The organism is Pseudorhizobium xiangyangii, assembly GCF_020531965.1.
Classification (GTDB): domain Bacteria; phylum Pseudomonadota; class Alphaproteobacteria; order Rhizobiales; family Rhizobiaceae; genus Neorhizobium; species Neorhizobium xiangyangii.
This window is the reverse complement of sequence record NZ_JAJAWH010000014.1, coordinates 18,738-44,358: the sequence shown is the minus strand read 5'-3', so window position 1 is coordinate 44,358 and position 25,621 is coordinate 18,738. Positions and strand designations below refer to the sequence as shown.

General features: G+C 61.3%; 29 protein-coding genes. 16 read left to right on the top strand and 13 right to left on the bottom strand.

What is annotated here, in order from left to right; all coding sequences use genetic code 11:
* Positions 1-141: 141 nt before the first annotated feature.
* Positions 142-339: a hypothetical protein gene (locus tag LH464_RS14165; protein WP_226787048.1), complete on the top strand. Its 198-nt coding sequence runs from the start codon at positions 142-144 to the stop codon at positions 337-339.
* A 38-nt stretch (positions 340-377) separates the two neighbouring features.
* On the opposite strand, the gene LH464_RS14160 is transcribed toward LH464_RS14165, so the two are convergent.
* Complete coding sequence (locus LH464_RS14160; protein ID WP_226787047.1) at positions 378-884, bottom strand: ferritin-like domain-containing protein; 507 nt, start codon at positions 882-884, stop codon at positions 378-380.
* Positions 885-905: 21 nt separating this feature from the next.
* Between LH464_RS14160 and LH464_RS14155 the strand changes: the two genes are divergently transcribed.
* The gene (locus LH464_RS14155) at positions 906-1,247 is read left to right on the top strand and encodes a hypothetical protein (protein WP_226787046.1); all 342 of its coding nucleotides are present in this window, start codon (positions 906-908) and stop codon (positions 1,245-1,247) included.
* Between the two features lie 113 nt (positions 1,248-1,360).
* Entirely contained in the window at positions 1,361-2,857 is a 1,497-nt protein-coding gene (locus tag LH464_RS14150) for a phospholipase D-like domain-containing protein (protein ID WP_226787045.1), read from the top strand.
* On the opposite strand, the gene LH464_RS14145 is transcribed toward LH464_RS14150, so the two are convergent.
* Positions 2,837-3,781: a lysylphosphatidylglycerol synthase domain-containing protein gene (locus tag LH464_RS14145; RefSeq protein WP_226787044.1), complete on the bottom strand. Its 945-nt coding sequence runs from the start codon at positions 3,779-3,781 to the stop codon at positions 2,837-2,839. The genes LH464_RS14150 and LH464_RS14145 overlap by 21 nt on opposite strands.
* 61 nt (positions 3,782-3,842) lie before the next feature.
* Between LH464_RS14145 and LH464_RS14140 the strand changes: the two genes are divergently transcribed.
* The 3 genes from LH464_RS14140 (at position 3,843) to LH464_RS14130 (ending at position 6,832) form a co-directional block, all read left to right on the top strand.
* Positions 3,843-4,598 (top strand): endonuclease/exonuclease/phosphatase family protein, encoded by a 756-nt coding sequence (locus LH464_RS14140; RefSeq protein WP_226787043.1) that lies wholly within the window; start codon positions 3,843-3,845, stop codon positions 4,596-4,598.
* A gap of 380 nt (positions 4,599-4,978) precedes the next feature.
* On the top strand, positions 4,979-5,608 hold the full coding sequence (locus LH464_RS14135) for a TetR family transcriptional regulator C-terminal domain-containing protein (protein ID WP_226787042.1): 630 nt from the start codon (positions 4,979-4,981) through the stop codon (positions 5,606-5,608).
* A 27-nt stretch (positions 5,609-5,635) separates the two neighbouring features.
* Positions 5,636-6,832, top strand: coding sequence for a pyridoxal phosphate-dependent aminotransferase (locus LH464_RS14130; RefSeq protein WP_226787041.1), 1,197 nt, complete (start codon positions 5,636-5,638; stop codon positions 6,830-6,832).
* A 61-nt stretch (positions 6,833-6,893) separates the two neighbouring features.
* On the opposite strand, the gene LH464_RS14125 is transcribed toward LH464_RS14130, so the two are convergent.
* Positions 6,894-8,066, bottom strand: coding sequence for an aminotransferase (locus LH464_RS14125; protein WP_226787040.1), 1,173 nt, complete (start codon positions 8,064-8,066; stop codon positions 6,894-6,896).
* Between the two features lie 106 nt (positions 8,067-8,172).
* Between LH464_RS14125 and LH464_RS14120 the strand changes: the two genes are divergently transcribed.
* Entirely contained in the window at positions 8,173-8,838 is a 666-nt protein-coding gene (locus LH464_RS14120; protein WP_226787039.1) for a sulfite oxidase-like oxidoreductase, read from the top strand.
* 2 nt (positions 8,839-8,840) lie between these two features.
* On the opposite strand, the gene mmsB is transcribed toward LH464_RS14120, so the two are convergent.
* From mmsB to LH464_RS14090, 6 genes are all read right to left on the bottom strand, one after another.
* Complete coding sequence (mmsB, locus tag LH464_RS14115; protein WP_226787038.1) at positions 8,841-9,731, bottom strand: 3-hydroxyisobutyrate dehydrogenase; 891 nt, start codon at positions 9,729-9,731, stop codon at positions 8,841-8,843.
* 70 nt (positions 9,732-9,801) lie between these two features.
* A complete protein-coding gene (locus LH464_RS14110) occupies positions 9,802-10,947 on the bottom strand; it encodes an isobutyryl-CoA dehydrogenase (RefSeq protein WP_226787037.1) in 1,146 nt (381 codons plus the stop codon).
* A 114-nt stretch (positions 10,948-11,061) separates the two neighbouring features.
* The gene (gene modC / locus LH464_RS14105; RefSeq protein WP_226787036.1) at positions 11,062-12,132 is read right to left on the bottom strand and encodes a molybdenum ABC transporter ATP-binding protein; all 1,071 of its coding nucleotides are present in this window, start codon (positions 12,130-12,132) and stop codon (positions 11,062-11,064) included.
* Positions 12,129-12,836, bottom strand: a complete 708-nt coding sequence (gene modB / locus LH464_RS14100; protein ID WP_390624982.1) for a molybdate ABC transporter permease subunit — start codon at positions 12,834-12,836, stop codon at positions 12,129-12,131. Before modB ends, modC begins: the two co-directional genes overlap by 4 nt.
* A gap of 125 nt (positions 12,837-12,961) precedes the next feature.
* A complete protein-coding gene (gene arsC, locus LH464_RS14095) occupies positions 12,962-13,390 on the bottom strand; it encodes an arsenate reductase (glutaredoxin) (protein ID WP_226787133.1) in 429 nt (142 codons plus the stop codon).
* Between the two features lie 83 nt (positions 13,391-13,473).
* Positions 13,474-14,421, bottom strand: coding sequence for a LysR substrate-binding domain-containing protein (locus tag LH464_RS14090; protein WP_226787034.1), 948 nt, complete (start codon positions 14,419-14,421; stop codon positions 13,474-13,476).
* A gap of 148 nt (positions 14,422-14,569) precedes the next feature.
* On the opposite strand from LH464_RS14090, the gene speB reads away from it, so the two are divergent.
* From speB to LH464_RS14055, 7 genes are all read left to right on the top strand, one after another.
* Positions 14,570-15,628, top strand: a complete 1,059-nt coding sequence (speB, locus tag LH464_RS14085) for an agmatinase (RefSeq protein WP_226787033.1) — start codon at positions 14,570-14,572, stop codon at positions 15,626-15,628.
* 72 nt (positions 15,629-15,700) lie between these two features.
* Entirely contained in the window at positions 15,701-16,789 is a 1,089-nt protein-coding gene (locus tag LH464_RS14080) for an ABC transporter substrate-binding protein (protein WP_226787032.1), read from the top strand.
* 95 nt (positions 16,790-16,884) lie between these two features.
* Positions 16,885-17,919 (top strand): ABC transporter ATP-binding protein, encoded by a 1,035-nt coding sequence (locus tag LH464_RS14075; protein WP_226787031.1) that lies wholly within the window; start codon positions 16,885-16,887, stop codon positions 17,917-17,919.
* Positions 17,916-18,770, top strand: a complete 855-nt coding sequence (locus LH464_RS14070) for an ABC transporter permease (protein ID WP_226787030.1) — start codon at positions 17,916-17,918, stop codon at positions 18,768-18,770. Before LH464_RS14075 ends, LH464_RS14070 begins: the two co-directional genes overlap by 4 nt.
* On the top strand, positions 18,767-19,564 hold the full coding sequence (locus LH464_RS14065) for an ABC transporter permease (RefSeq protein ID WP_226787029.1): 798 nt from the start codon (positions 18,767-18,769) through the stop codon (positions 19,562-19,564). The genes LH464_RS14070 and LH464_RS14065 overlap by 4 nt, the downstream gene beginning before the upstream one ends.
* Positions 19,561-20,331, top strand: coding sequence for a carbon-nitrogen hydrolase family protein (locus LH464_RS14060; protein ID WP_226787028.1), 771 nt, complete (start codon positions 19,561-19,563; stop codon positions 20,329-20,331). The genes LH464_RS14065 and LH464_RS14060 overlap by 4 nt, the downstream gene beginning before the upstream one ends.
* 132 nt (positions 20,332-20,463) lie before the next feature.
* Positions 20,464-21,288 (top strand): RibD family protein, encoded by an 825-nt coding sequence (locus LH464_RS14055; protein WP_226787027.1) that lies wholly within the window; start codon positions 20,464-20,466, stop codon positions 21,286-21,288.
* On the opposite strand, the gene LH464_RS14050 is transcribed toward LH464_RS14055, so the two are convergent.
* Genes LH464_RS14050 through LH464_RS14035 form a run of 4 tightly spaced genes read right to left on the bottom strand, consistent with a single transcriptional unit; the run spans position 21,247 to position 24,479 of the window.
* On the bottom strand, positions 21,247-22,035 hold the full coding sequence (locus LH464_RS14050) for a class I SAM-dependent methyltransferase (protein WP_226787026.1): 789 nt from the start codon (positions 22,033-22,035) through the stop codon (positions 21,247-21,249). The two genes, LH464_RS14055 and LH464_RS14050, sit on opposite strands and share 42 nt — an antisense overlap.
* On the bottom strand, positions 22,032-23,069 hold the full coding sequence (locus LH464_RS14045; protein WP_226787025.1) for a glycosyltransferase family 4 protein: 1,038 nt from the start codon (positions 23,067-23,069) through the stop codon (positions 22,032-22,034). The genes LH464_RS14050 and LH464_RS14045 overlap by 4 nt, the downstream gene beginning before the upstream one ends.
* A complete protein-coding gene (locus LH464_RS14040) occupies positions 23,066-23,464 on the bottom strand; it encodes a 6-pyruvoyl trahydropterin synthase family protein (protein WP_226787024.1) in 399 nt (132 codons plus the stop codon). Before LH464_RS14040 ends, LH464_RS14045 begins: the two co-directional genes overlap by 4 nt.
* 10 nt (positions 23,465-23,474) lie before the next feature.
* Complete coding sequence (locus LH464_RS14035) at positions 23,475-24,479, bottom strand: zinc-dependent alcohol dehydrogenase (RefSeq protein WP_226787023.1); 1,005 nt, start codon at positions 24,477-24,479, stop codon at positions 23,475-23,477.
* 175 nt (positions 24,480-24,654) lie between these two features.
* On the opposite strand from LH464_RS14035, the gene LH464_RS24560 reads away from it, so the two are divergent.
* Both LH464_RS24560 and LH464_RS14030 read left to right on the top strand, forming a co-directional pair.
* A complete protein-coding gene (locus LH464_RS24560) occupies positions 24,655-24,780 on the top strand; it encodes a hypothetical protein (RefSeq protein WP_255648381.1) in 126 nt (41 codons plus the stop codon).
* Positions 24,773-25,615, top strand: coding sequence for a CDP-alcohol phosphatidyltransferase family protein (locus tag LH464_RS14030; protein WP_226787022.1), 843 nt, complete (start codon positions 24,773-24,775; stop codon positions 25,613-25,615). Before LH464_RS24560 ends, LH464_RS14030 begins: the two co-directional genes overlap by 8 nt.
* Positions 25,616-25,621 lie beyond the last annotated feature (6 nt).

Here is a 25,621-nt window from a genome sequence, read left to right as displayed (position 1 = left end):
GTGCGGTCTGATTCGTTTTAAGCTTTCACGGCCCTTGCAAGCGGTCGCGGAAGTAGTAGGCTTGGCCATCCATCATGGAAAAGGCACTTTCATCCGTTGGGAACGAGAGGCCTTTACTCCGGATCTAGCGGAGGGCACGACATGCATGAGAATTTCATCACCAGCACTTTTGAGCCGCAGGATTTGGCATTTCTTCAAAAGGTGTTCACGACGGTATGTGCCGAACGCGGCCTCAGCGGCGATAGCGATGCAGCCAGCGATCTTGCCGGCCAGATGTTCCAGCTCTACCAGCAGGGTATTCGCGAAGAAAAAGACCTTCAGGCACGTCTTCGCAACTAAGCGATCATCCGACAGGCGATATGCGGCTTCTGCCAGGCTTACCGGCTGGCCTGAAGCTCCCGCTCGTCTCGCAGCAGAAACAGGCGGGTCGTGTCGTCGAGATTGGACGCCAGCCAGTCGGCCATGGCGACTTCCTCTTCGAGTATCCACTCGAACGTCGCCTTGGCCTCCAGCTCGCCCAACTCGTCGGCCGCCGCAATGAGAACCCGGTAAGCGCCGATCTCGGCATTTTCGAAGGCATATCCAGACAGGGCTCCCTTGATGACCTCGTCACTGTTGAGAGCGCCGCCCAGTCCTTGTGCCGTCGCGGTCAGCTTTCCCGCCAATCCCTTGATGCGTGACGGACCAACCGGGAGCCGGTCCAGCAGTCCCTGCAGGGCTCGCACGTGCCCCTGCGTTTCCACCAGATGCTGGTCGATCCGCGCTTTCAGCTGAGGATAGTTTTCGATCCGCTTCGATTGCGCCACCAGCATGGTCAACCCCTGCTCCTCCATGGCGTGCGCGTCCCGAAGCCATTTGACGAAATGATCCTGCATATGGGCCATGCTTTTCTCCCTGAGAGGCGAATGGATGGTCAAGCCTTCTCCAACTCTCCGATTTCCGAAGTGGTTCCGCAATCGGCGGGGTCGGAACTCCGGAATGCGGTGCAGATCTTTGCTCGAACCGGATGCTGCGGTTCTGCTTATTCCGGCAGCGTGGCGAATTCAGGGAACGATTTTCGCCTGACCGCGGTTCTTGTTGCAACGGAGAACGATATGCCAGATCCAAGAGAACCCGTCGAGAAGCCACCGGTGCCACCTGACGTGCCGGCGGAGCCGCCCATTGATGAACCGGAACCCGACCGGCTGCCCGACGAGGTACCGACACCCAATCCGGATGAGACACGGAATCCGCCGGCCTATGTTTAGCTGAGCAAGCGTACAAACGGGGCAAAGGAACCAGCATTCATCAGATGCGGCCGCTGTGGAACAAGCGGCGCGGTCGGACGTTCACTTGCCGCTGCAAGCAAGGGGGCGCGTAGGTGGACGTGACGATAACCAGAACTTCTGACGAAACCAGGGTTAACCCCATCATCAAGCCGGGCCGCAATGCCTGGCGCAGCGCCATTTCCGAGAAGGTCGCCTTCCTGATCGATGGAGCGGATTATTTCCGCAGGCTCGATCAGGTTATCGGCGAAGCGCAACATTCGATATTCATCGTCGGTTGGGACTTCAATCCGCTGGTTCAGCTTCGTCCGGACGATCCCGAGTGCCCGACACTCGGTGAACGGCTCCGCTCTCTCGTGGACGACAGACCCGATCTGTATGTCCGGGTGCTCGTTTGGGGCATGGGACCTGTCTATTCGGGAAAGAGCCTGAAGTTCTTCGGAAAGATGGAATGGGCGGATCATCCGCGCATCATTCTGAAATTCGACTTCAACCACCCTCTGCGTGCCAGCCATCACCAGAAGATCGTCGCGATCGATGACAAAACTGCGTTCCTGGGCGGGATAGACGTCACCGCGCGCCGGTGGGACGACCGAAAGCACAGCGTGGACAATCCGCTGAGGAAATCCCCCGACGGAACACCATACGGCCCGGTCCATGATGTCCAAAGCATCGTCACCGGCCCCGCTGCAGCGCTGATCGGCGAGGTGGCCAGACGCCGCTGGAAAAAGCTGGAGGGTGAAGAGCTTCCGCCAGTCGATGAGCTGCCGGGCGATAATCCATGGCCCGACGACCTTCAGCCTGCACTCACGAACTGCAGAACGGCGGTTGCGCTGACCGAAGCCTGGAATTGGAAGGGCCGCCGCGGGCATCGGGAGGCCATCCGCCTGACGCATGACGCGTTGCGTGCCGCAGAACAGCACATCTACATCGAGACCCAATATCTGGCATCGTTCGGCGTCGCCAGGACGCTTGCGAGAAAACTCCGAGAACGCAATGGCCCGGAAATCGTGGTGATCGTGACCCGCGAGTCCCACGGCTTCCTTGAACAGGTCATGATGGGGCGCAACCGGACCCGTCTGATAAGGCGACTGAAGCGCGTCGATCGGTACAACCGCTTGCGCGTATTCTATGCCGTGGCACCGGACGGCAAGGGCGGGGAAAGGGAGATCGTCGTCCACTCCAAGGTGATCATTGTGGACGACCGTTTCGTCCGCGTTGGATCATCCAACCTCAACAATCGCTCCGAGGGACTGGACACTGAATGTGACCTTGCCGTCGAAACCATGACCGACGAGGGGCGACGAGCCATTTCAGCCTTTCGTGATGATCTTCTCGCCGAGCATATGGACGCTCCTCCCGAGAAGGTCGCCGAACTGATCGGGCACACCGGATCGATGCTGGCGGCAGTCGATGTGTTGAACACGTCGCTGCGCGGCCTTCGGCCGTTCGACGTCGATCCACGGGCCGGCGATACGGATTCCATTATCGGCACCGGCATTATCGACCCCAACCAGCCGTTCTGGCCGGTCCGGCCGATGCTGGTCTTCGCCAAACGGGCGCTGGGGCGTCTAGCTCGCCGCATGTCGTGAGACGGGGAACGATCGCTGACGGCGGAAGTAGGCCTCGCTGACAAGAAATGTTGGGATGCCGATCAGCAGGGGAATGAAAAAGTAGATCACCCGAAAGGCAACCAGCGCACCGATCGAAGCCGCACCCGGCAAGACACCAAGGATGGTAGCCTCAAGCACACCAAGTCCGCCGGGGACATGGCTGATCAGTGCTGCAAGATTGGCCGTCACGTAGGCCGTAGCGACATCCAGGTAAGTGACATTCGAAAACCCTTGCATCAGCTGGTGGATGCATCCGGCGACACAGGAAAAATTGAGCGTACCGATGACGATCTGCCCGACAGCCAGGCGAAGCGAAGGCGGATCGAACCGCCAGTTGTAGAGGGCTACGTAACGCCTCACACGCCAGCAGAGCGTCAAATAGACCGCGGCCGGCAGCAGGCACGCAAACCCAAGTATCAGTGACATCGGGCCACTCAACCCAAGAAGATCTCCGCGACCTCCCTGTGAGGCGATGAGCGAGATGCCGGCAAGCGTTGCAAGCCCTAGGCCCACGGTAAAGCCGCAAAAGATGATTACCTTTGCCACCTGCTCTGCCGTCAGCCCCCAGCGTGAATAGAACCGGTATCGAACGGCACCGCTGCTCAGAGCGGCCAGACCGACATTGTGCCCGATGGAAAGGCTTGTAAAGGAGGCAAGCGCCACCCGCCTGTAGGAAAGCGGACGCCCCGCATATCGGACCGCGAGCCAGTCGAAGCCCGTAAGGCAGACGTAGGAGGCGATCACGAACCCGAAGGCAGAAACCAATCTCCAGCCGGAGATAGCAAGAAGCGACTCTTCTATCTCATCCCACGTATAGCGCCCAAGACTGCGGTACACGAGCACTGCGGCGAAGGTGACGGCAGCCACGATCAACAGTTGGAAAATGCGCTGCCTTATGTTCATGCCATCCCTCTCAAAGTCTGTAGGATGGGAACGAAAGTGAAGGAAACGGGTTCCCCGCGTCATGGCAGACACGAACCAACCGCAGCCCGCCAAGTCGGGACAGATCCTCAAAATACTCAGTTACAATGTCCACAGTTGCATCGGCACCGACCGCAAGCTGGATTGCGCCCGGATCGCCGAGGTGATCGCGGACATTGCACCGGATATCATTGGACTGCAGGAACTGGATGTAGGGCGCCGACGAACCGGCGGCGCCGATCAGGCACATACGATCGCGTCAGTTCTCAACATGGACTTCCATTTTCATGCCGCATTGCACGTGGCGGAGGAACGCTATGGAGACGCAATCCTGACAACCCTGCCGATGAATTACGTCAAGGGTGACATGTTGCCATCGTCGGGCGAGCAACGGGGCGCTCTCTGGACTGAAATTTCAATAGACGAAAAGGCGGTCCAGGTCTTCAACACCCACCTGGGGCTTAGAAACAAGGATCGCGTGACGCAGATGACGACGCTGCTTGGTCCTTCGTGGATGGGCAGCCCCGCCTGCGCCGACAAGCCCCTTATCCTGATCGGCGACCTGAACTCCATTCGCCGATCCGCCTCCTACAGGCTGGTTGCACAGCACATGAAGGACGTCCAGCTCCAGAGCGGCGGCCCGCCCCGGGCGACGTTTCCCTCCCGCTATCCTCTCATGCGTCTCGACCATATCTTCGTGTCAAAGGAAATTGAGGTGCTCGACGTGGAGGTGTTTTCGACACCGCTTGCACGGCGGGCCTCGGACCACCTCCCGCTGCTCGCGACGGTGCGCATCTAGACCCTGCGGCAGACGTCCCGCCGGTGCTCGCACCGTTTTTGCGTTCTTCGAAAATGAAAAACCTGACCCTCAGTCGGAACATTTTTTTCCCCCAGCGGTTGTCGCTGGGTCGAAAGCCTCCTTTGTGCTGACGACAGCGTCATATATACCCTCCCCACCTGGCGCTTCCTGCGGGAAGCGCCTTCTTTTTGCATTGGGATGTCCCCCTCTGCTGCTGAGATGAGAGGGCAGCGCTGCAACAGCGCGGATAACCGTTGCAACGTGTTGCATCCTTGTTATCCATCCCTATAATTATTGCAGCGACCTACTGGGTCGCGACTTCCTTGAATTCAGGACACGATGATGCCGTCAGGCCCCATCATTTCACCATTGGGGTCGAAGTGAGCACACGTCGCTCCTATCACCGCGCGAGCGAGGCCGAACGACGCGAGGACCTGATCGGCGCGACGCTGGACTGCATCGCCGAGTTTGGTATCCAGGGTGCGACCGTCAGGCAGATCGCAGCGCGAGCCGGCGTGACGGGCGGCTTGATCCGCCACTATTTCGCCAGCAAGGACCTCATGTTGCAGGCGGCCTATCGCCAGTTGATGAACGGGATCACGCAGACAACGAAGAGTGCAGCCGAAGGGGCCGACGCCCGCACCCGGCTGCGTCGGTTCATCGTGGCAAACGTCACTCCGCCGGTGACGGACAGCCGCACGCTATCGCTCTGGGCCGCGTTCATCAGCCATATCCCGCTCGATCCGGCTTTTGCGGCAATCCACCGGGAAAGCTACCTGTCCTTCCTGGCGGAACTGGAGGCGCTGCTGCTGGCATTCTTCGCCGAGCGCGGACGCACCGTGGACACCGGGGAGTGTCGCTCTTACGCGATCGCCCTGAACGGATTGATCGACGGACTGTGGCTCGAAGGAACGCTCGCACCGGACATGTTCAAGGAACACGAAATTGCTGATACGGCAATCGTATCCGTGGAGGCACTGCTGAGGCTGGCCCGCGGCGAGTTGTCGTGAAGACGAGACAAGCAAAGGGAAGACATCATGCGTTATGCCTCCATCACCGACCGCCTGGCTGATCTCGGCTCGGGTCGTTGGGCCGTCCATGCTGAGGCACGCCGCATGAAGGCAGCAGGCGAAGACGTCATCGAACTCACCATCGGCGAACCGGATGTGGCTCCCGACCGGGCTCTGCTCGATGAGGCCGCGCGCGCCATGCATTCCGGCCGCATCCGCTATTCCAACGGACGCGGTGAGCCATCCGTACTGAAGGCCCTGGTGGATAAGTATTCGAAGCGCCGACCCGGCGTGACGGCAGAGAACTTCCTCTGCTTCCCCGGCACCCAGGCCGCACTCTACATCGTTATGGCAGGTCTGGTGGAGGCCGGTGACGGTGTGCTGGTCGGCAATCCGCTCTATGCGACCTACGAAGGCGTCATCTCCTCGAGCGGCGCTCACCCGGTATATGTGCCGTTGCGCCCGGAGAACCGCTTCCACATGCAGGCGGACGATCTGGAACGTGCCATTACCCCGGAATGCCGCGTGGTCATGCTGAATACGCCGCACAACCCGACCGGCGCCGTTCTCAACGCCGCCGAGATCGCTGCAATTGGTGAGGTTTGCCGCAGGCATGACCTCTGGATCGTTTGCGACGAAGTCTACGAGCAGCTGGTGTTTGACGACACCACCTTTGCCTCGCCGTTCTACATGCCTGAACTGGCGGACCGGACGATCGTCGTGTCGTCGATCTCGAAATCACACGCAGCGCCCGGCTTCCGAAGCGGCTGGGCAGCCGGTCCAACCGAGTTCTGCCAAAAGCTTCTGCCGGTATCGGAGACCATGCTCTTCGGGGTGCAGCCGTTCATTGCCGACATGACCGCCATGGCCCTGTCGCAGGATTTTCACATGGCGCCAACCATGCGGACTAACTACCGGCGCCGCGCGGAGCTTGCCGGGCAGACTTTTGCAGGCACCAACCTGGTGAAGCCGATGCTGCCCGAAGGCGGCATGTTCATCTTGCTGGACGTCTCGGCGACTGGCCTGACAGGTCTCGAATTCGCCTGGGAGCTGCTGCGGCAGGAACGGGTGGCGGTGATGCCGGGCGGCTCCTTCGGCCACGAGGCGAATGGCTTCCTTCGGATTTCACTGACCGTCCCGGATGATGTGCTCGTAACGGCGATGAACCGGATCGGCGCGCTTGCAAGCCGTCTCGTCGAGACAAAAAGGCGCGCGAGCGCTTAAGACATTTGCGAGGCGCCGCCCGGCGCCTCGACCCTCTTCAGTCCAGAGTCTGCCATGACGGTCATGCCGGCTGAAAATTCCGCAGCCGTTCCTCGAGCAGCCCCATGGTCGGGACGTCGGCATTGGCGAACGCGAAGCGCAGATAGCGCTCCTGCCCTTCACCGAAATACATTCCCGGGATGCAGATGACACCGGCCTGCTTTGCCAATCGCTCGGCCACTTCAGCGGAATTCAGCGACGGGAACGGGTGTCGGACAAAGGCGAAATAGGCGCCGATGGAATCGATGCGCCACTCCGGAACCTTGGCAAGCACCGTCTTCAGCGCTTGCGCGCGGCGGCCAATCTCCTGACGGTTCTGTTCCCGCCAATCGGCAAGCGCCGGCAGGGCCTGGGCAACGGCCGCCTGTGCGGCGCGCGGCGCACAGATCTGCAGGTTGTCCATGATCTTGGCAATCTGCTCGACCGCCTTTATCCCCGCGGTGATGGCGCCAAGCCGATGCCCGGGAATGCAGAAAGACTTCGAGAAGCTGTAAAGGCCGATCAGCCGGTCCTGCCACCCCTCTTGCGCAAACAGGTCGTGCGGCGCACGCCCCGCGTCGGGCAGGAAGTCGCGATAGGTCTCGTCAAGGATCAGCCAGATGTCCCTGTCGCGGCAAAGCTCGAACACCTGCAGCAAGAGATCGGCGGGATAGATTGCCCCGGTCGGATTGTTAGGCGAAACAAGCGCCAGTGCGCGCACGTCCGGCGTGATGGCTGCGGCGATAGCCTCGATATCCGGCACGAAACCGTTCTCGGCCCGACAGGCGACAGTGCGCATCTTGACGCCCATCATCGCAAGCGTCGTATCGTGGTTGAAGTAGAACGGATTGGTCATCAGCATGGTCTGACCAGGCCCCACGACCGCCATGGCGGCACTAACAAAGGCTTCGTTGCAGCCGGAGGTGATGTGGGTGTTCCCGGCTTCGATCTCCGCGCCGTAGACTGCGCTCAGATGCTCCGCATAAGCCTGCCGCAAGGCGGCGTCGCCCTTGATCGGACCGTAGCCGCAATAGGCCGTGGAGGACGCGGTCTCACCCAGAAGCGAGAGCATAGTGGGATGCGGCGGGTAACCCGGCACCGCCTGGGAGAGGTCGATCAGGGCACCACGCGAGCCGTCATAGGCGCGTCCCCAGGCGAACACGGAGGGGACTGGCGGAGGTGCAAGCGTTTCGACGAGAGGATTGAAGGCAGGCATGGGCATTCCGGGAATTGGGCAGTAGCTGCGTAGGAATTGATTTGCCCACTCATTTACCAGATTATCGCCGCTGGCAAGGGACCAGATTGCTATGGAAGGACTGGACATGGCCGACGAGCCCATGCAGCCGGAAGACACCAAGTTGACCCGAACCAAGCGAAAATGGGCGCAGGAAGGACGCTTCCTCACCGGCCGCATTTCCCGCCCTGACGCCGACAGACTGCCACCCGGCCAGCATCTGGTGACCAACTGGCCGGTTCTGGATTTGGGGACACAGCCACAGGTAACGACTGCGCGATGGCGGCTGGACGTCCGCGGGCTCGTCAACAATCTCCGTACCTTCGACTGGAATGGTCTACTTGCGCTACCGCAAACCGAGATGCGTTCGGATATCCACTGCGTCACCACCTGGTCCCGCTACGACAATGACTGGACAGGCGTTTCCACCCGCGATTTCCTCGATGCCGTCGACCCGAAGCCCGAAGCGAACGCGGTCATGCTGACCAGCTACGACGGCTACACCACCAACCTGCTGCTTTCGGACTTCGCAGCAGAGGATGCGATCATCGTCCACCAGTGGCAGGGCGAGGCGTTGACGGCGGAACATGGCGGCCCGGTGCGGCTCGTGGTGCCGCACCTCTATTTCTGGAAGAGCGCAAAGTGGCTGAACCGCATCGAATTCCTGTCCGCCGACCGCGCCGGCTTCTGGGAACAGAACGGCTACCACATGCGCGGAGACCCCTGGGTCGAGGAGCGGTATTCCGACGACTGAAGTTATCCTCGACCGTTGTCGCGCAGGAAGTTGATCAGTCCGGAGAAGTCGTCGCCGCCGTGGCCCAGTTCGTTGAAGCGGGTATAGAGATCGGCGGCGTGAGCCCCCATTTCAGTGGTTGCGCCCGACGCCTTTGCCGCTTCCTGCGATAGCATCAGGTCCTTCAGCATCAGTGCTGCGGCAAAACCGGGCTTGTAGCCGTTGTTGGCCGGAGAGGTAGGAACGGGGCCTGGCACCGGGCAATAGGTGTTGATCGACCAGCACTGGCCGGAGGACGTGGAAGCAACATCGAACAACGCCTGGTGCGACAGGCCGAGCTTCTCGGCCAGTACGAACGCCTCGCAGACGCCGGCCATGGTGATGCCGAGGATCATGTTGTTGCAGATCTTGGCGGCCTGCCCCGAGCCCGCGTCGCCGCAGTGGACGATCCGCTTGCCCATGGTCTGCAGGATAGGTTCGCCTCTCGCGAAGGCTTCATCCGCACCGCCAACCATGAATGTCAGCGTGCCGGCGGCCGCGCCGACCGTCCCGCCCGACACCGGCGCGTCGAGCGACAGGCAACCCGCCGCCTTTGCCAATGCGTGCGCCTGACGGGCGCTTTCCACGTCGATCGTCGAGCAATCGATCAGTAAGGTTGCGGGCTTCACGGCTCCGGTCAGCTCGGTCCAGACCGAGAGGACGTGCTTTCCGGCAGGAAGCATTGTGACCACAACATCGGCATCCCTCACCGCATCGACGGCACTCGACGTCACGGAGACGCCGGCCGCGATGGCAGCCTCGCGAGACTCTGTCGAAAGGTCGAACCCCTTCACGTCGTAACCGGCCTTGACGAGATTGGCGGCCATCGGACCGCCCATGTTTCCAAGACCGATGAATGCGATGCTGCCTGCCATGTTTTCCTCCCGTATGCGGACAGAAGCATGGCTTGGCTCCGTCCGGAATTTCAAAAATTCTAAAGGTCGCCTATCTCCGCCGCCCGAGCACCGACCGCGCCACGATGACGTTCATGATCTCGTTCGTCCCTTCGAGGATCTGGTGGACACGCAAGTCCCGGACGATCTTTTCGACGCCGTAATCGGCGAGATATCCATAGCCGCCATGCAGTTGCAGCGCGCTGTTGGCGACATCGAAGCAGCGGTCCGTCACCATGCGCTTTGCCATGGCGCAGAGCATGGTCGCATCATCGGTCTTCGCTTCGAGCGCAGCCGCGGCGCGCCACAGGAAGGTCCGGCACACTTCCAGATCGGCCGCCATCTCCGCCAGCTTGAACTGCAGGCCCTGAAAATCCGTCAGAGGATGACCGAAGGCCTTTCGGTCCTTCATATAGACCACGGCCTTGTCGAACGCCGACTGCGCGCCACCAAGGGAGCAGGCGGCAATATTGAGCCGGCCGCCGTCGAGGCCGGCCATGGCGATCCTGAAGCCATCCCCCTCATTGCCAAGGCGATTGGCAACCGGCACCCGCGCCCCATCCAGAATAACCGCACGCGTCGGCTGGGCATTCCATCCCATCTTTCGCTCATTGACGCCGAATGACAGGCCGGGCGTATCTGCCGGTATGACGAGTGTCGAAATTCCCTTGGGACCGTCCTCGCCGGTACGGACCATCACCACGTAAACGTCCGACGCCCCGGCCCCTGAAATGAACTGCTTCTGCCCGGTCACCACGTAATGATCACCGTCGCGCACCGCCTTCGTCTTCAGAGCCGCCGCATCCGAGCCTGACCCTGGCTCCGTCAGGCAGTAGCTCGCCAACCTGTCCATCGTCACAAGTTCGGGCAGCCAATGCCGGTGTTGTTCATCGCTCCCGAAGCGGTCGATCATCCAGGCGCACATGTTGTGAATGGAGACATAAGCCGACACGGCGGGGCAGGCTGTCGCCAGCGCCTCCATGATCAGAGCGGACTCGATGCGGCCCAGGCCCGAGCCGCCGGCGTCCTCGCGGACATAGATTCCGCCCATGCCGAGTGCCCCCACCTTGCGGAGGGTATCTACGGGAAAATGCTTTTTCTCGTCCCATTCCAGCGCGAAGGGGGCGATCTCGTCGTCCGCAAAACTCCGGGCCATTTCACGAATAGCCTGTTGCTCCTCGTTGAGGGCAAAATCCATTCTTTCTCCTCCCTTGGCCTTGCAACCAAGCTCCACCGCGATGTTTGACACAGACGGCAGGCCTCCGCCAGCCTGCGATCAACGCATCGACCATGCCGATATAGGGCTGCCTCCTCAGCGCTCCAGTGCCACCGACTTGATGACGGCGTAGACGGGTTGGCCGACAGTAAGGCCCAGGCGTTCACGGGACAGGCTGGTGATCCTTGCGAAGAGCTGGTTGCCGCCGCTCGAAAGCTCGACGCGGATTGCGCCACCGCCCTCATCCTCCACGGCGGCAATCTCGCCTGGCAGGATGTTGAGTGCGCTGAGACCCTCCGGCCTGACGGTGGCGATCATCACGTCCCGCTCAAGCACATGGAGCCGGACATGCGTTCCCTGTGAAAGATCGGCGTCGGGAATGACAATGGATACGCCGTTCAGCTTCACCGTGGCCAGGCCATGCTGCGGATCGATCATCTCGACAACACCGGAGAGGAGACTGCCGGCTTCCCTCCGGTCCGTAACCGTCAGGGCACGCCCCTTCAGAACGTCCGCAGGAGACCCGACTGCCTTGACCTGACCATCCTGCATCAGCACGACGCGGTCCGCGAGCCGGGTAACCTCGGCAACGGAGTGGCTGACATAAACGATCGGCACGCCGGCTTCGTCCCGCAAGCGCTCCAGATAGGGCAGGATCTCCGCCTTGCGCTCCTCGTCCAGCGCGGACAGCGGCTCATCCATCAACAACAGGCGCGGGCTGCTGAGGAGTGCACGGCCGATGGCTACGCGCTGGCGCTCGCCGCCGGAAAGCGCGCTCGTCTCCCGATCCAGGAGCGGACCGATGCCGAGCATCTGCACGATCCGGTCAAACTCTTCGTGCTTGGTCGACAGCCCGGAAAACCAACGACCGTAAGCAAGATTGCGCTTCACGCTGAGATGAGGAAACAGCCGTGGTTCCTGGAAGACGTAGCCGAACCGGCGGCGATGCGATGGAACGGAAAGCTTCCGCTCCGTGTCGAGCAGAATATCGCCATCGAGCACCACGCGCCCCTGATGCGGACGCGCAAGGCCCGCGATGATCCGTATCATCGACGTCTTTCCCGACCCGGATCGACCGAAGAGCGCCGTCACGCCTCCGTCGGTGGAAAAGGCCGCATCGAGATTGAACGCGCCGAGGACCTGTCTTGCTTCGACGGTGAGCGTCATGGCGCCGTGTTCCCCCGCGTAACAAGCCGCGCCATGGCTTCGGACGCCAGCAGTGCCGCGAACGAAATCACGATGGCAACGATCGTCAGCCGCATTGCACCGACGTCACCCCCCGGCACCTGCGTAAACGTGTAGATCGCGGCGGACAGTGTTTGCGTCTCGCCCGGAATATTCGAAACGAAGGTGATCGTCGCGCCGAACTCGCCCATGGCCTTTGCGAAAGAGAGGATCATGCCCGCGATGATGCCGGGAAGGGCCAGCGGCAGCGTCACGGTGGCGAATACCCAGATTGGACTGGCACCCAGCGTTTCCGCCGCCTCCTCGAGCTTGCGGTCTACCCCTTCGATCGAGAGACGGATGGCACGCACCATAAGCGGAAAGCCCATGATGGCACAGGCAAGCGCCGCCCCGGTCCAGCGGAACGAAAAGCTGATGCCGAACCAGTCGTACAGGAAGGAGCCCACCGCTCCCCGCCGCCCGAAGGTGATCAGAAGCAGGAAGCCGATCACCACCGGTGGCAGGATCAATGGCAGGTGCACGATGCCGTTCAGGACGGACTTGCCCCAGAACCGCCCTCTGGCGAGCATGTAGGCCACGAAAATGCCGAGCGGCAGGCTGGCGATCATCGCGACGACAGCCACCTTGAGGCTCAGCCTTATGGCGACCCATTCCTGTTCGCTCAGTACCCACCAGTCCAATGCCACCCCCCTAAGCTGTCACCGACTTAACGGTCGGTCCCCTTTTCACCGCAAAACCGGATAAACCGGCCATGTCAGAAAAGCCATGGCACATACCGACAAGAGCGGTGACACTCTCAGCCGCCGGAAACTCAACTCACACGCTTGCCGTCCGCATCTAGAATCTGTTCGCCGTCCTCCTTGGTGAAAGGCCCTCGATGGCTGTCCGGGAGGATGTCGAGCACCACTTCCGAGGGTCGGCAGAGACGCGTTCCCAGCGGCGTGATCACAAACGGCCGGTCGATCAGAATGGGGTCTGCAAGCATCGCGTCGAGCAGATGATCCTCGCTGAGTTCAGGATTATCCAGGCCAAGCTCGGCGTATGGCGTGCCCTTTTCGCGGATCGCCTGCCTCACCGTCAGCCCGGCATCCCAGATCATCCGCTTCAGTTGCTCGCGACTTGGCGGGGTCCTCACATATTCGATCACGGTCGGCTCGATCCCCGCATTGCGGATCATGGCCAGCGTATTTCGCGACGTGCCGCATTGGGGGTTGTGGAAGATGGTGACATCCATGGTCAGATCCTTTTACTGGCACAAGCGATCGCCGGTGGACTGTTCATACCAGCCCCTGTTCCGGCTGACGATACCGCGTGGCAAGAGGTTCAGGACTTGCCACTGCGCCCGCGCAGGATTGTCCTGGCCATGCTGTGCGGTTCAGGCAGCGTATCCGCCTCGAGCGACGCGAAGAGCCAGTCGATGAAGACGCGGACGATGGGCGCAGCTCGCATCTCATGCCGGCAGGCCACGTAAAAGGCATTGTTGGCAGGAACGCCAAGATCGAACGGCACCAGCAATTCACCATCGGCGATCAGTTTCGCGGCAGTGATCGTGTCGCCGAGCGCGATGCCCTGGCCGTAGAGCGCTGCCTCCGTGGAAAAACGCGCATCACCCATGAAATGCTGCCGGCGGCGTGGCAGGTCGGCGCCGTCTGCCGCAGCGAGCCAGGTATTCCACTCGCGGCCGTCACTGTCGCCGTGGAGCAGAACGTGGTCTTCGAGGTCACGCATGGAGCGCAGCGGCCTGCTGTTCAGGAGCGTCGGACTGGCCACCGGGAAAAGCTGCAGGTGGCTCCACAAACGCGTCCATGCGTCGGGCCAATTGCCGTCGCCGTACAGGATAGAGACGTCGACATCCCGAGAATGCAGTTGCGTCGGATCATTGGAGGCCGCAAGCGTCAGCGTCACATCCGGGAATTGCTCGGTGAACGAATGCAGACGTGGCACGATCCAGAAGGAAAGAAGCGCTGGCACGCAGGTGATCGAAAGTTTGCCGGTCGTCGCAGGCCGCTTCATCTGTGCGGTGGCAGCCGCAATACCGCCGAAGGCCTGTGTAACAGCAGGTAAAAGCAATGCTCCCGCCGAGGTCAGTTTCAACCGTCTTCCGCTGCGGTCGAAAAGCACCGCATCCAGAGACCCCTCAAGCGTCCTCAACTGATGACTGACAGCGCCATGCGTCACGCGAAGTTCGCGCGCCGCAGCGGAAACAGAACCCAACCGCGCGGCAGCTTCGAACGCCTTCAATGGGTTGAGAGGCGGCAAACGGCCCGACATCAGATGCTCCTATGTGAATTTTTCTCACATAAACTGCTAGAACATCGTCAATTGCTTTTCCAGCCACTCTCCGACGATAATGCTGAAAAGAGAGGCGGAAGCGCCCCGGGAACTAAAAATAGGCATCAAGCTCAAGACGGTGGTACCCATGGCATTGGACGAAGAAAAGCTGCGCGAACTTCGCGAAAAGTACGGATCCGGCCACGGCGGCAATCTCTATGACGCCGAATTCCGCAAGGTCGCCGACAAGATCTTTTCGAAGAGCGGCACGCGGCTGGCCCCATATGCGGGCGTACCGACTTTCGTTTCCGCCCCTCATGTGCCGGTCGACGCGGAAGACCCGGATTTAGGAAACCTTCAGGTTGCCATCACCGGCGTGCCGATGGACCTCGGCGTGACCAACCGCAACGGTTCGCGCTTCGGGCCGCGCGCGCTGCGCGCCATCGAGCGGATCGGGCCTTACAATCATGTCCTGAAGACCGCGCCCGTCTTCGACATCCGCGTCGCCGACATCGGCGATGTGCCGCTGCGCAGCCGCTACAGCCTCGAAATGTGCCACGAAGATATCGAGAAGCGCTTCAACCAGATCGTGGACGCCGGTGTCATCCCTCTGGCAGTGGGCGGCGACCATTCCATCAGCCAATCGATCCTGAAGGCCGTCGGCAAGAAGGCGCCGGTGGGGATGATCCACATCGACGCCCATTGCGACACGAGTGGCCCCTTCGACCACACCAAGTTTCATCATGCGGGGCCATTCCGCAATGCGGTTCTCGACGGCGTTCTGGATCCGACCCGGACGATCCAGATCGGTATCCGCGGCGCGGCGGAATATATCTGGGAATTTTCCTACGCTTCCGGCATGACAGTGATCCATGCGGAAGACGTGACCGGCATGGGCATCCCGGCCATCATCGAGAAGGCGAAGGCCATCGTCGGCGATGGCCCGACCTACCTGTCCTTCGACATCGACAGCCTCGATCCGTCCTTTGCGCCCGGCACGGGAACGCCCGAAATCGGCGGCCTGACGACGCGCGAAGTGCTTGACCTGATCCGCGGACTGAAGGGCATCAACCTTGTCGGCGGCGACGTCGTCGAGGTCGCGCCACAGTACGACGCCACGACCAACACGGCACAGGCCGCGGCTCAAGTGCTGTTCGAAATCCTCAGCCTGATGGTGTTCAGCCCTTCCTTGCCGGGGCAGGACTGACGTAAGGTAACGACAAGAGCGGGAACTCGCTGTGCAGGCGAAAGAACCTGTCAGCAAACAATGGAGAGAAAAATGCGTGATATCCTCAAAACCACAGCCAGCCGCCGCGCAGTGCTGGGTGCCGGCCTTGCCGGCGCTTCCATGCTGGCCATGCCGTCCATCCTGCGCGCGCAGGACAAGTCGCTGAAGGTCGGCGTCTATGGCGGCTACTTCAAGGAATCGTTCGACAAGAACATCTTCCCGGAATTCACCAAGACGACCGGCATTGCGGTGGAATCGATCGCCGAGCCTACCGGCGAAGCGTGGCTCGTGCAGCTTGAACAGGCCGCCCGTGCGGGCCAGGCGCCCGCAGACGTCTCGATGATGTCGCAGGTCGCGATGCTCAAGGGGCAGTCGACAGAGCTGTGGGCTCCGCTCGACATGGCGAAGATCAAGAACGCTTCCGGTCTGATCGAGAACTTCGTCAACAAATATCCGGACGGCCGCGTGGCCGGCATCGGAGCGGTTTCCTGGTACATCACGCTGGTCACCAACACGGATGTCTTCAAGGAAGCGCCGACCTCCTGGACGGCACTGTGGGATCCGGCGAATGCCGACAAGCTCGGCCTGCTTGCGCTCGTCTCCAACTCCTTCCTTCTGGAAGTGACCGCAAAGACCCATTTCGGCGGCACCGATGCCCTCGATACGGAAGAAGGCATCCTGAAGGTCTTCGACAAGCTTGCGGAAGTTAAGCCGAACGTTCGCCTGTGGTATCGCGACGAAGCCCAGTTCGAGCAGGCGCTGAAGTCGGGTGAAATCCCGATGGGTCAATACTATCACGATGTCACCGGCCTTGCCGCTGGTGAAGGACATCCGGTCCGCTCCACCTTCCCCAAGGAAGGCGGCATTCTCGACTCCGGCTGCTGGGCCTTGTCGCGCGCATCGGAAAAGACGGAAGAAGCTCACGTCTTCATCGATTACCTGAGCCAGCCGGCTGTCCAGGCCACGCTGTCGCGCAAGGTCGGAACGTCTCCGACCGTCAAGCGCGAGCTGCTCGACCTGACGGCCGAGGAATTCGCGGCCGTTTCGTCCGACATCGCGCCTATCGTCCCGCGCTATGACCTGTACCAGACCAAGTCCGACTTCCTGAACCAGAAGTGGACGGAAATGATCGCCGGCTGATAGAGCCCGCAAGCCACCCTTTCCGCTGATGGAGAGGGTGGCTGTTGCGCCACAATTGCGCTATCGAGCGCCCGCATAAACTGAGCGGAGAGCGAATGTCCGGACTAATCCTCAACAATGTGACGAAGCAGTTCGGCACGTTCACCGCTGTAAAAGACGTCAACCTCACGGTTCCGGACGGCACGTTTGTCTGCCTGCTTGGCCCCTCCGGCTGCGGCAAGACCACACTGATGCGCATGATCGCCGGCCTCGATCTGCCAACGAAGGGCTCGATCACGCTCGGCGGCGAAGACATCACCGAAGTCCCCACCCACAAGCGGAACCTCGGGATGGTCTTCCAGTCGCTGGCGCTGTTCCCGCACCTAACTGTCGGCGAGAACATTGCCTATGCGCTGCGTATCCGCGGCATGCCGAAGGCGGACCAGCAGAAGCGCGTCGATGAGCTTCTCGCGATGATCGACCTGGCCGGCTTCTCCGACAGATCCGTCAACAAGCTCTCCGGTGGCCAGCGCCAGCGCGTGGCTATCGCCCGCGCACTCGCAATTTCTCCGAAGCTGTTCCTCCTCGATGAACCGCTCTCAGCACTCGACGCCAAGTTGCGCGAGGCCATGCAGGTGGAACTGCGGCAGTTGCAGCAACAGCTTGGCATCACCACAATCGTCGTGACCCACGACCAGCGCGAAGCCATGACCATGGCCGATACCGTGGTCGTCATGAACGGCGGCAAAATCCGCCAGGCCGCGGCACCGGTCGACATCTATCGCCGTCCGGCAGATTCCTTCGTCGCCGACTTCATCGGCTCCACGAACCTCATCCCCTTCTCCGCTGATGGCAACGGCCGTGCGATCATCCTTGGCGAGCCCGTCGAGGGTCTTGCGCTTGGCGGGGTCAATTCGGGCACCATCTCGGTTCGACCGGAAGACATCCAGATCACTGCGCCGGAAAGCGGTTCAATCCCTGGCAAGGTCAGCTTCGTGCGCGACCTCGGCGGCACGGTCGAAACCTTTATCGAGGCAGGCGGACAGCAGATCGTTGCCGTCTCCGCCCCGCGAACGCGGCCGGACGTCACCGTCGGCCAGACTGTAGGTATTCGTCTCGATCCGCTGACAAGCGTGGTGCTCACCAGATGAGACGTGAGCCTCCACAGCGCCTCGCGGATTACGCTCCGCTCGCCTTTCCGGCGGGAATGCTGATCGTATTCTTCGTCATCCCCTTCGCGACCATGATCGCCGTGTCCTTCTTCGAGCGCGAGCAGGGAGGCTTCTACCAGCCGGCCTTCGTCTGGGACAATTACGCCCGCTTCATCAGCCTTTTCTTCGGCAAGGTGCTCGGTTTCTCGCTGTTCCTGGCCATCGCCGTTGCGATCGCCTGCGTCGTGATCGGCATACCCTTCACCTACCTGCTCTCCCGGACGAAACGGAAACTGCAGGTTCTCTGGCTGGTCGCGCTTCTTTCCATCCTGTCGCTTTCGGAAGTGATGATCGGCTTCGCCTGGTCGACGCTGTTTTCCCGCACCGCCGGCATCACCAATCTCTTCACCGCGCTCGGATTGATGGCCGAACCGCAGGCCCTGACGCCGAGCTTCGGCGCGGTAATGACCGCCATGACCTACCAGGCGCTGCCCTACACCGTCCTTGTCCTCTACCCCGCTCTGGTCAGGCTCGACCCGACGCTCACGGAAGCGGCCCGCACGCTCGGCGCGTCGCCTGTTCGCGCCTTCTTCACCGTGGTCGTACCGGCGCTGCGAAACACCATCCTCGCCACACTCATCATGGTATTCATCTTTGCGCTCGGCTCCTACCTGCTGCCGCAGCTGCTCGGGCGGCCGCAGCACTGGACGCTCTCGGTGCTGATCACCGATCAGGCGATCTATCAGTCCAACATGCCGTTTGCCGCAGCGATGGCTGTCTTCCTCGTACTCGTATCTCTGGCGCTGGTCGGTCTTGCCGTCTACGCCGGGCGCCAGAAGGAGGCTGTATGACCACCGCGCTCCGCCGCCTCTTTTTCCTTGCCGTCGGTATTTTCCTGGCGCTGCCGCTGATCGTCGTGGCTGGTGTCTCGATCAACGAAAAGCAGACGCTCGCCTTTCCGCCTCAGGGCTTCTCGCTGTCCTGGTATGGGGAAATCTTCACCAACACCGAGTGGCGGAATGCATTGTTCGCCTCCCTGACGCTTGCCGCGCTCTCGGCCGCGGTGGCTCTCGTGATCGCTCTGCCGCTTGCATGGTTCCTTTGGCGTCGCATTGCACCCTGGGCGAACATCTTTCAATTGCTGGGCGTTGCCCCCTTCACGCTGCCCCCGGTCATCACCGCTCTCGGTTTCCTCACCTTTTGGGCGACCACCGGATTTTACGGACAGCCATGGACGGCCGTGATCAGCCACGCCATCTTCTTCGTGACACTCCCGCTGGTGACGCTTTCGCTCGGTTTTTCCGCCATCGATCGCTCTCTGGTCGAAGCAGCCGCAACCATGGGCGCGACGGATCGGGTAATCTTCCGCACCGTGGTGCTACCGCTCATCCTGCCCTACATCGTGTCCGGCTATGCCTTCGCCTTCGTTCTGTCCCTCAACGAATACATCGTCGCCTACATGACCGTCGGCTTCACGATGGAAACGCTGCCGATCAAGATCTTCAACGCTCTTCGCTATGGCTACACACCCACCATGGCCTCCGTGACGGTCCTGTTCCTGGCGATCGCCGCGCTGGTCTTCGGTCTGGTCGCCCGTTACGGTGACCTGCCGAAGCTTCTCGGTGCAATGGCAGACGATCGATGAAGATTGCCGGCTTCCAGATGCGCTCCGCGGTTGGCGACGTGGAGGCCAATCTCGAGCAACTGGACAAGGCCGCCGAGCGCGCCTCAGCGGCAGGAGCGCGTCTTCTCGTCGCGCCCGAGCTTGCGTTGACAGGCTACGGTGCGGCGGACCGCTTTCCTGATCTTGCTTCCCCTGCGGATAGCCCTTTGACGGAGCGTTTATCGGAGATCGCAACTCACCGTGGACTGGCGATCATTGCCGGCTTCGCCGAGAAGAACGGCGATACCGTCTATAACAGCGCCCTGTTGACCGACGGCAGGGGCCAAACCTCGGTCTATCGCAAGTCACATCTCTACGGCCCTTACGAGCGGCAATGGTTCCGCCCGGAGGCCCCGAGCTCCGTGCTTGCGACGGTGGACGGCATCAAGCTCGGCATGCTGATCTGCTACGATGTGGAGTTCCCCGAGAACGTGCGTCGGCTGGCCAAGGCAGGCGCCGATCTGATCGTGGTGCCCACGGCCTTGCCGACAGGCTGGTCGGGACGCTTCATCGCCGAACACATGATCCGCGTTCGGGCGTTCGAAAACCAGGTATTCGTCGCCTACATCAACCACTGCGGCGCCGATGCACATTTTTCCTACGCCGGCCTGTCATGCATCGCGGCCCCGGATGGCCGCTTGCTGGCTGAAGCACCGGCCGATGGCGAAGCGCTCATCTTCGCGGACGTGGACAGTGCCGCCTTCGCTCAATCCCGAGCGGAAAACACCTACCTTGACGACTTGCAGTAGCGCATCGCTAGCTCTGCCTCAGGTATTTTGCCTCACCTGACTTCCATGCTTGTGTGACGCATTGCAAGGATATGGGAACCTCTGAACCACAGCTGCATTTCTAGCCGTTGAGCGAAAATCCGAGGACGGAGCATGCAATCTGCACGAATGACAGAGAAGACCTGGGAGCACCTTTGCACGATCCGGTCTAATGGTGCCGTTTTCCATCACTCCACCTCCCATCTTGATCGCCCATGCTTGTCGCTCTACGAGCCGATCGCGAGGCCTAACGGCTCTTTCGTCATGGCGCAGGTAGGGCAATCGCTGGACGGCCGCATCGCGACGCCCACGGGAGATGCGCAGGACGTATCAGGCTGTGACGGCATCGCACATCTCCACAGATGTCGGGCACTGGTTGATGCGGTCATTGTCGGCGTTGGGACGATTGTCGCCGACAACCCAAGTCTGTCCGTGCGCGCAGTCAATGGGCAGAGCCCTGTCCGCGTGGTGGTCGACTGCAACGGGCGCATTCCATCGGACGCAAAGATGCTTCATGACGGAGGCACTCCCGTTCTTGTCATTCAGGCGGACGACATATCCCGCTCGCCAATCTCCTGCGACGTCATCCGACTGCCAAGGCGAGGCGAGGGCCTTCATCCGCAGGATATTCTTGATGCCCTGTCGAACCGGAGCCTGACCAGCGTTCTCGTCGAGGGAGGAGCAAGGACGATCGCCCGGTTCCTCGATGCCGATCTCGTTGACCGGCTACATGTATCAGTGGCACCCATCATTATCGGGTCTGGTCCGATGGGCATCAGCCTTGCCCCCGTCGACCGGCTTGCCGACGCACGACGCCCGAATGTCACCGTCTACGACATCGGCACCGACATCGTCTTTGACTGCGATTTCAACACGGCGGCCGAGGTCCTCGAAGCCTCACAGGAAGGCCAGCACATCCTGATGCCCAACCCGGCATAGGCTTCCTGCGCCGCCGATGGCGTGCAGGCGGAATTGATGCCACGCTTGCAATTCACTTTTGGCGATCGTGCCTCGGTCCGCCACCGCTTCAACCACACCCTGAAGAAACAGATGCTGGAGAGCAGCATCCGGGACATCCATCAGCCATGGACTGGGCGCTGTCGTCACCTGGTATCCTTGCGCCTGAAGATCGTTGGAGAGCAACGTCCAGGCATCGGGCCCAGCCGACACTCCGAACCCCTTGTCCGTCTTCTGATGCTCGTTGAAAGCTGTCGTGACCACCTCGTCCAGGGGATGCGAAACGGTCCAGGCTATCACGCCATCGTAGTTGAGCGCCGCGTACAGCCCCGCGCCGGCTTCCTTCAGGCGGCGAACAAATCTGTCGATGAACGCCGGCGAACAGAGGTCGAACAAAGCGGATGCCGTGACAAGAGAGACACCATCGACCGGCAGAACGGACAGATCGTTGAGATCGCCGCGGATGAAGGTGATGCCCTGCGAGCCATGCCGCTGCTCGGCCTCCGCCAGAAGCGTCTCATCATGATCGAACAGCGACCACCGGATGGTCGCCCCCAACTTCTTCTCGAATGCCCGGTAGGTCGATCCTGTGCCGCAGCCGATGTCGAGAATGTGCGGGTCGGCCTGACGCTCGATCAAATCGGCCGCCGTTTGCAGCAGACGGGTGTCCCTCGCCCGCCTATCCGCTGGTTCGCGCAACGCCAGCCAATCCTTGTCGAAGCCGGTCATCCCTTCCTCTCCAGGAAGGTTGAAATAGTCGCGGCCGTGTCCCGCCACGACGGCAGCGCAGCGCCGGCGATAGCGGCTGCATCCGCCATGGCGCTGAGTGTCTCAGGCTCCGTCAGAAGCCGCCTCAGCGCCATGGCGAGCTGCTTGGGGTCGTCCGGAGACACGAGGATTCCTGCTGCCTCGGGGACGACCTCCGGCACGGCGCCGGCCGCGCAGCCAACAATGGGCAGCCCATGCGCCAGAGCTTCGGCAAACACCATGCCATAGCCCTCGTATCGACTGGCGAGCGCGAAGATGTCCGCGTGGGCAAACTCTGCACGCGGATCCTCGACTTCCCCAACAAGTACGATGCGCTCCGCCAGATCGGCTTTTCGAATCTGCTCTGCCAGACCGCCTGTCACTATGGGGTCGAAATGCTTGTTTCCGACGATCCGGCAGGTCCATGGAAGCTCCCGCAGCGCGGTCAGGGCAGCAATCAGCACGTCGTGCCCTTTGCGCCGCGTCAGCGAGCCAACGCTGAGAATGCAGGGCGGGTTACAGGTGCCGGTCGCAAGAGAAACCGGATCGGTCCCCGGCAGAGCGACGACGATGTCTTCCCTTGCGACACCATATCTGGCCACCAGTTCCCGCGCCGTAACATTGGATGTCACAATCACGCCCCGTGTGCAGGACAGAGCCTTCCTTTCGGAAACGGTGAGTGCGTCCCGCAAGTCGGTGGTGAGACCTGTCTCCAAGGCCAACGGGTGATGCACCAACGCATAGAGCCGAAGCCTGGAGGCATTCCGGTCAGCCCATTCGTCCAATACACCGAAGGCCAGTCCATCGATGACGACAAGGCTGCCTTCGGGTATCGCCGCGAGAGCTTTTTCCGCCTCGGCGAAATCCGGCTCCATCGGAAATCCCTTCCCCAATGCAACCAGTTGAACGTCCCAGTTCAGCGCGCCAAAAGCACCGGCAACGCGTCGATCGTAGCCGTAGCCTCCTGTCCGTGTCTGAAGGTCGCCGGGATAGGCAAAATAGAGTGTACGGCTCACAGGTCCGCCTCATACCAGCCCTTGGCCATGTGCGATTCATGCAGCGTGATCTTCAGCCGGCAGATGCGGCGGCTACCCGGCCCCAGTCGGTCGCCTCTGACGGCCTCCGCCAGCTGGTCGAAAATATACTTGGCGAGAAACTCTGTCGTCGTCACCTTGTCGACGAACTGATCGACCGCATCGAGGTTCTGGTAATTCAACGGCTTGAGGACTTCGCCCAGCACCTGCGTCGCTAGACCAATGTCCACGGCGAGCCCGTTTTCGTCCAAATCTGCCGTGAAGAAAGCAGCATCCACCACGAAGGTGGCACCGTGCAGTCCCTGAGCGGGTCCGAATACCGGCCTTGGAAGACTATGCGCGATCATGATGTGATCGCGTACTTCAACTGCAAACATGAAAAACCTTTCAGTATCGAATGCGATGGCAGAGCGTGTCAGGCGAGGAAATAATCGCCGGATACGCCGTGACTATGTCCTCGAACGGCGTTTCGCCTGAAATCAGGATGTCAAGGCGCTCGTCGCACAGCAGTTCGAGCGCCTTGTGGAGACGACGGGAAAAGCTCCACCGGGCTCGCCGATGAGCGGGGATGGAACCGACCTGGGAACTGACAATCGAAAGGCGACGGGCATGGAACGCCCCGCCCAGGGGGATGTCAGCCCTCCTCGCACCGTACCAGCTTGCTTCAACAATTCGTGCCTCCATTCCGGCGTGGTCGAGCGCGTTCTCGAGCGCTTCGGAGGCAGCGGACGCGTTGATGAGCACGTCGCATTCGCCCGGCACTTCGCCGGGATGCACAAAGCTTAGCCCCAGGGCCTTCGCCTGCGTTTGCCGGGCAGGTGCCGTATCGCAGACGACGACATCCGTACCGACGATGCGAGACGCGATATAGGCCGCAAGCAAACCCACGACCCCCGCACCGAAGACAGCAACGCGGTCGCCGGGCAAAACATGCGCATCCCAGATGATGTTGAGCGCAGTCTCCATGTTGGCGGCAAGAACTGCGCGTTCTGGCGGCAACGTCGCTGGAAGCGTGTGTACCTCGGAGGCCGACAGCCGGAGACGGGTCTGATGCGGGTGAAGGCAGAATACCGTCTGCCCGACAAGCGCCTCGGCACCCTCCTCGACCAAGCCGACAATCGCGTAACCATACTTCACGGGAAAGGGCAGCTGCCCGCCCTGATGAGGTCCCTCCATCCGGCAGTATTCGCTCTCGGGCACATGACCCGAAAAGACGAGGGATTCAGTGCCCCTGCTGATGCCGCTGAACACGCTACGGACAGTGACCTGATCCTGCCCGAGCGGCGGCAGGTTTTCTGGGCGGAGGGCGCAACGGCCAACGTCCTCGATCCACAGAGCCTGCGCACGGCCACCGTTCTGGCTACCGTGGGGCGGCCGGTTTGAAACTGTCACACTTCCCCTCCTCTGCACGGATGCAGTGGGCAATTAGGACGAATACCGACGACGACAAGAGAGGGGAATTTTTCGCGATCATCGCGGAATATCACATTTATTTGACGATCCGGACAAATCCGCCATCTGCCCGCGCGCCGCAACCGCCCCATGTAACAGTACGGAGGAGATCATCATGGATGTGTCCCATTGCCCTTGGGGCGGAGCGACCGAGGAGTTCAAGACCAAGGCTTTCCGTGCCGGTTTCCTGCTCGGTTGCCGTCATCTCACGCCTCCGTCCGTGGAGCCCGCTCATGGCTGACAATGTCGGCTGGGCTGGGTCACGCCAACCAAAACTCATCAGGCCGCCCCTCGTGTACCGGGAAGCCTGCGCATCCATGCTGGCGTTCGCCATCCTGATGGTGCTGGCTTTGGACATCCTGGTCTCGATGCTTGCACTGCCTGCCGCCACGACCGTGATTGCCCTTCTCATCCACGCGCTCATGTCCAGCCTGGCGCTGGCGAAGCTCGGCACATATCCTCACCGTCACTTTGGCCTCGCAAATATGACGACAGCATTCCGTGCCGCGTTGACGGCCGCCATAGGCGGGATTGTCTTGGCTGCCGCGACCCTACCCGCCGCACCCGTTGTGTTATGGACGATCGCCGCCGCTGCCGCCGTCGGTCTCGCACTCGACGGCCTCGATGGCATGCTCGCGCGCAGAAATGGTACCGTCTCGCGTTATGGTGCCCGCTTCGACATGGAAGTCGATGCCCTGCTGATCCTCCTGCTGGCCATGGCCGTATACCTTTTTGAGACAGCCGGCGCGTGGGTCCTGCTGATCGGCTTGATGCGCTACGCTTTCCTTGCCGCCCAGGCAGGCCTGAAGTCCATGAGGGGCGAACTGCCGGAATCGATCCGCCGTAAAGTCATCTGTGTCGTGCAGGGCGCCGCACTGTGTCTCGCACTTGTCCCACTCATCCATCCCGCGCTGCAGAACGTCCTGCTGGCGGTGGCCCTGATATCTCTTGTCTATTCCTTCACGGCAGACATCGCGCACCTTCTTCGAAATTACGCTCCTACCCGCAGCGTCGGGATTTCGTCATCATCAGCGTCTGATGGTTCCCATGAGCATCAGCGCAAGCAGTTGTGGTAGCGTTGG

Bases quoted from the DNA above. Each gene is read 5' to 3' on its own strand.
- LH464_RS14120 (WP_226787039.1), top strand. From the start codon at position 8,173: ATGGCCGACGAGCCCATGCAGCCGGAAGACACCAAGTTGACCCGAACC.
- LH464_RS14030 (WP_226787022.1), top strand. From the start codon at position 24,773: ATGGCTGACAATGTCGGCTGGGCTGGGTCACGCCAACCAAAACTCATC.
- LH464_RS24560 (WP_255648381.1), top strand. From the start codon at position 24,655: ATGGATGTGTCCCATTGCCCTTGGGGCGGAGCGACCGAGGAGTTCAAG.
- LH464_RS14145 (WP_226787044.1), bottom strand. From the start codon at position 3,781: ATGAACATAAGGCAGCGCATTTTCCAACTGTTGATCGTGGCTGCCGTC.
- mmsB (WP_226787038.1), bottom strand. From the start codon at position 9,731: ATGGCAGGCAGCATCGCATTCATCGGTCTTGGAAACATGGGCGGTCCG.
- LH464_RS14065 (WP_226787029.1), top strand. From the start codon at position 18,767: ATGACCACCGCGCTCCGCCGCCTCTTTTTCCTTGCCGTCGGTATTTTC.
- LH464_RS14110 (WP_226787037.1), bottom strand. From the start codon at position 10,947: ATGGATTTTGCCCTCAACGAGGAGCAACAGGCTATTCGTGAAATGGCC.
- LH464_RS14125 (WP_226787040.1), bottom strand. From the start codon at position 8,066: ATGCCTGCCTTCAATCCTCTCGTCGAAACGCTTGCACCTCCGCCAGTC.
- LH464_RS14055 (WP_226787027.1), top strand. From the start codon at position 20,464: ATGCAATCTGCACGAATGACAGAGAAGACCTGGGAGCACCTTTGCACG.
- LH464_RS14140 (WP_226787043.1), top strand. From the start codon at position 3,843: ATGGCAGACACGAACCAACCGCAGCCCGCCAAGTCGGGACAGATCCTC.
- LH464_RS14070 (WP_226787030.1), top strand. From the start codon at position 17,916: ATGAGACGTGAGCCTCCACAGCGCCTCGCGGATTACGCTCCGCTCGCC.
- LH464_RS14040 (WP_226787024.1), bottom strand. From the start codon at position 23,464: ATGTTTGCAGTTGAAGTACGCGATCACATCATGATCGCGCATAGTCTT.
- LH464_RS14165 (WP_226787048.1), top strand. From the start codon at position 142: ATGCATGAGAATTTCATCACCAGCACTTTTGAGCCGCAGGATTTGGCA.
- LH464_RS14130 (WP_226787041.1), top strand. From the start codon at position 5,636: ATGCGTTATGCCTCCATCACCGACCGCCTGGCTGATCTCGGCTCGGGT.
- LH464_RS14060 (WP_226787028.1), top strand. From the start codon at position 19,561: ATGAAGATTGCCGGCTTCCAGATGCGCTCCGCGGTTGGCGACGTGGAG.
- LH464_RS14160 (WP_226787047.1), bottom strand. From the start codon at position 884: ATGGCCCATATGCAGGATCATTTCGTCAAATGGCTTCGGGACGCGCAC.
- LH464_RS14050 (WP_226787026.1), bottom strand. From the start codon at position 22,035: ATGACCGGCTTCGACAAGGATTGGCTGGCGTTGCGCGAACCAGCGGAT.
- modC (WP_226787036.1), bottom strand. From the start codon at position 12,132: ATGACGCTCACCGTCGAAGCAAGACAGGTCCTCGGCGCGTTCAATCTC.
- LH464_RS14080 (WP_226787032.1), top strand. From the start codon at position 15,701: ATGCGTGATATCCTCAAAACCACAGCCAGCCGCCGCGCAGTGCTGGGT.
- LH464_RS14075 (WP_226787031.1), top strand. From the start codon at position 16,885: ATGTCCGGACTAATCCTCAACAATGTGACGAAGCAGTTCGGCACGTTC.
- LH464_RS14090 (WP_226787034.1), bottom strand. From the start codon at position 14,421: ATGTCGGGCCGTTTGCCGCCTCTCAACCCATTGAAGGCGTTCGAAGCT.
- speB (WP_226787033.1), top strand. From the start codon at position 14,570: ATGGCATTGGACGAAGAAAAGCTGCGCGAACTTCGCGAAAAGTACGGA.
- LH464_RS14155 (WP_226787046.1), top strand. From the start codon at position 906: ATGGATGGTCAAGCCTTCTCCAACTCTCCGATTTCCGAAGTGGTTCCG.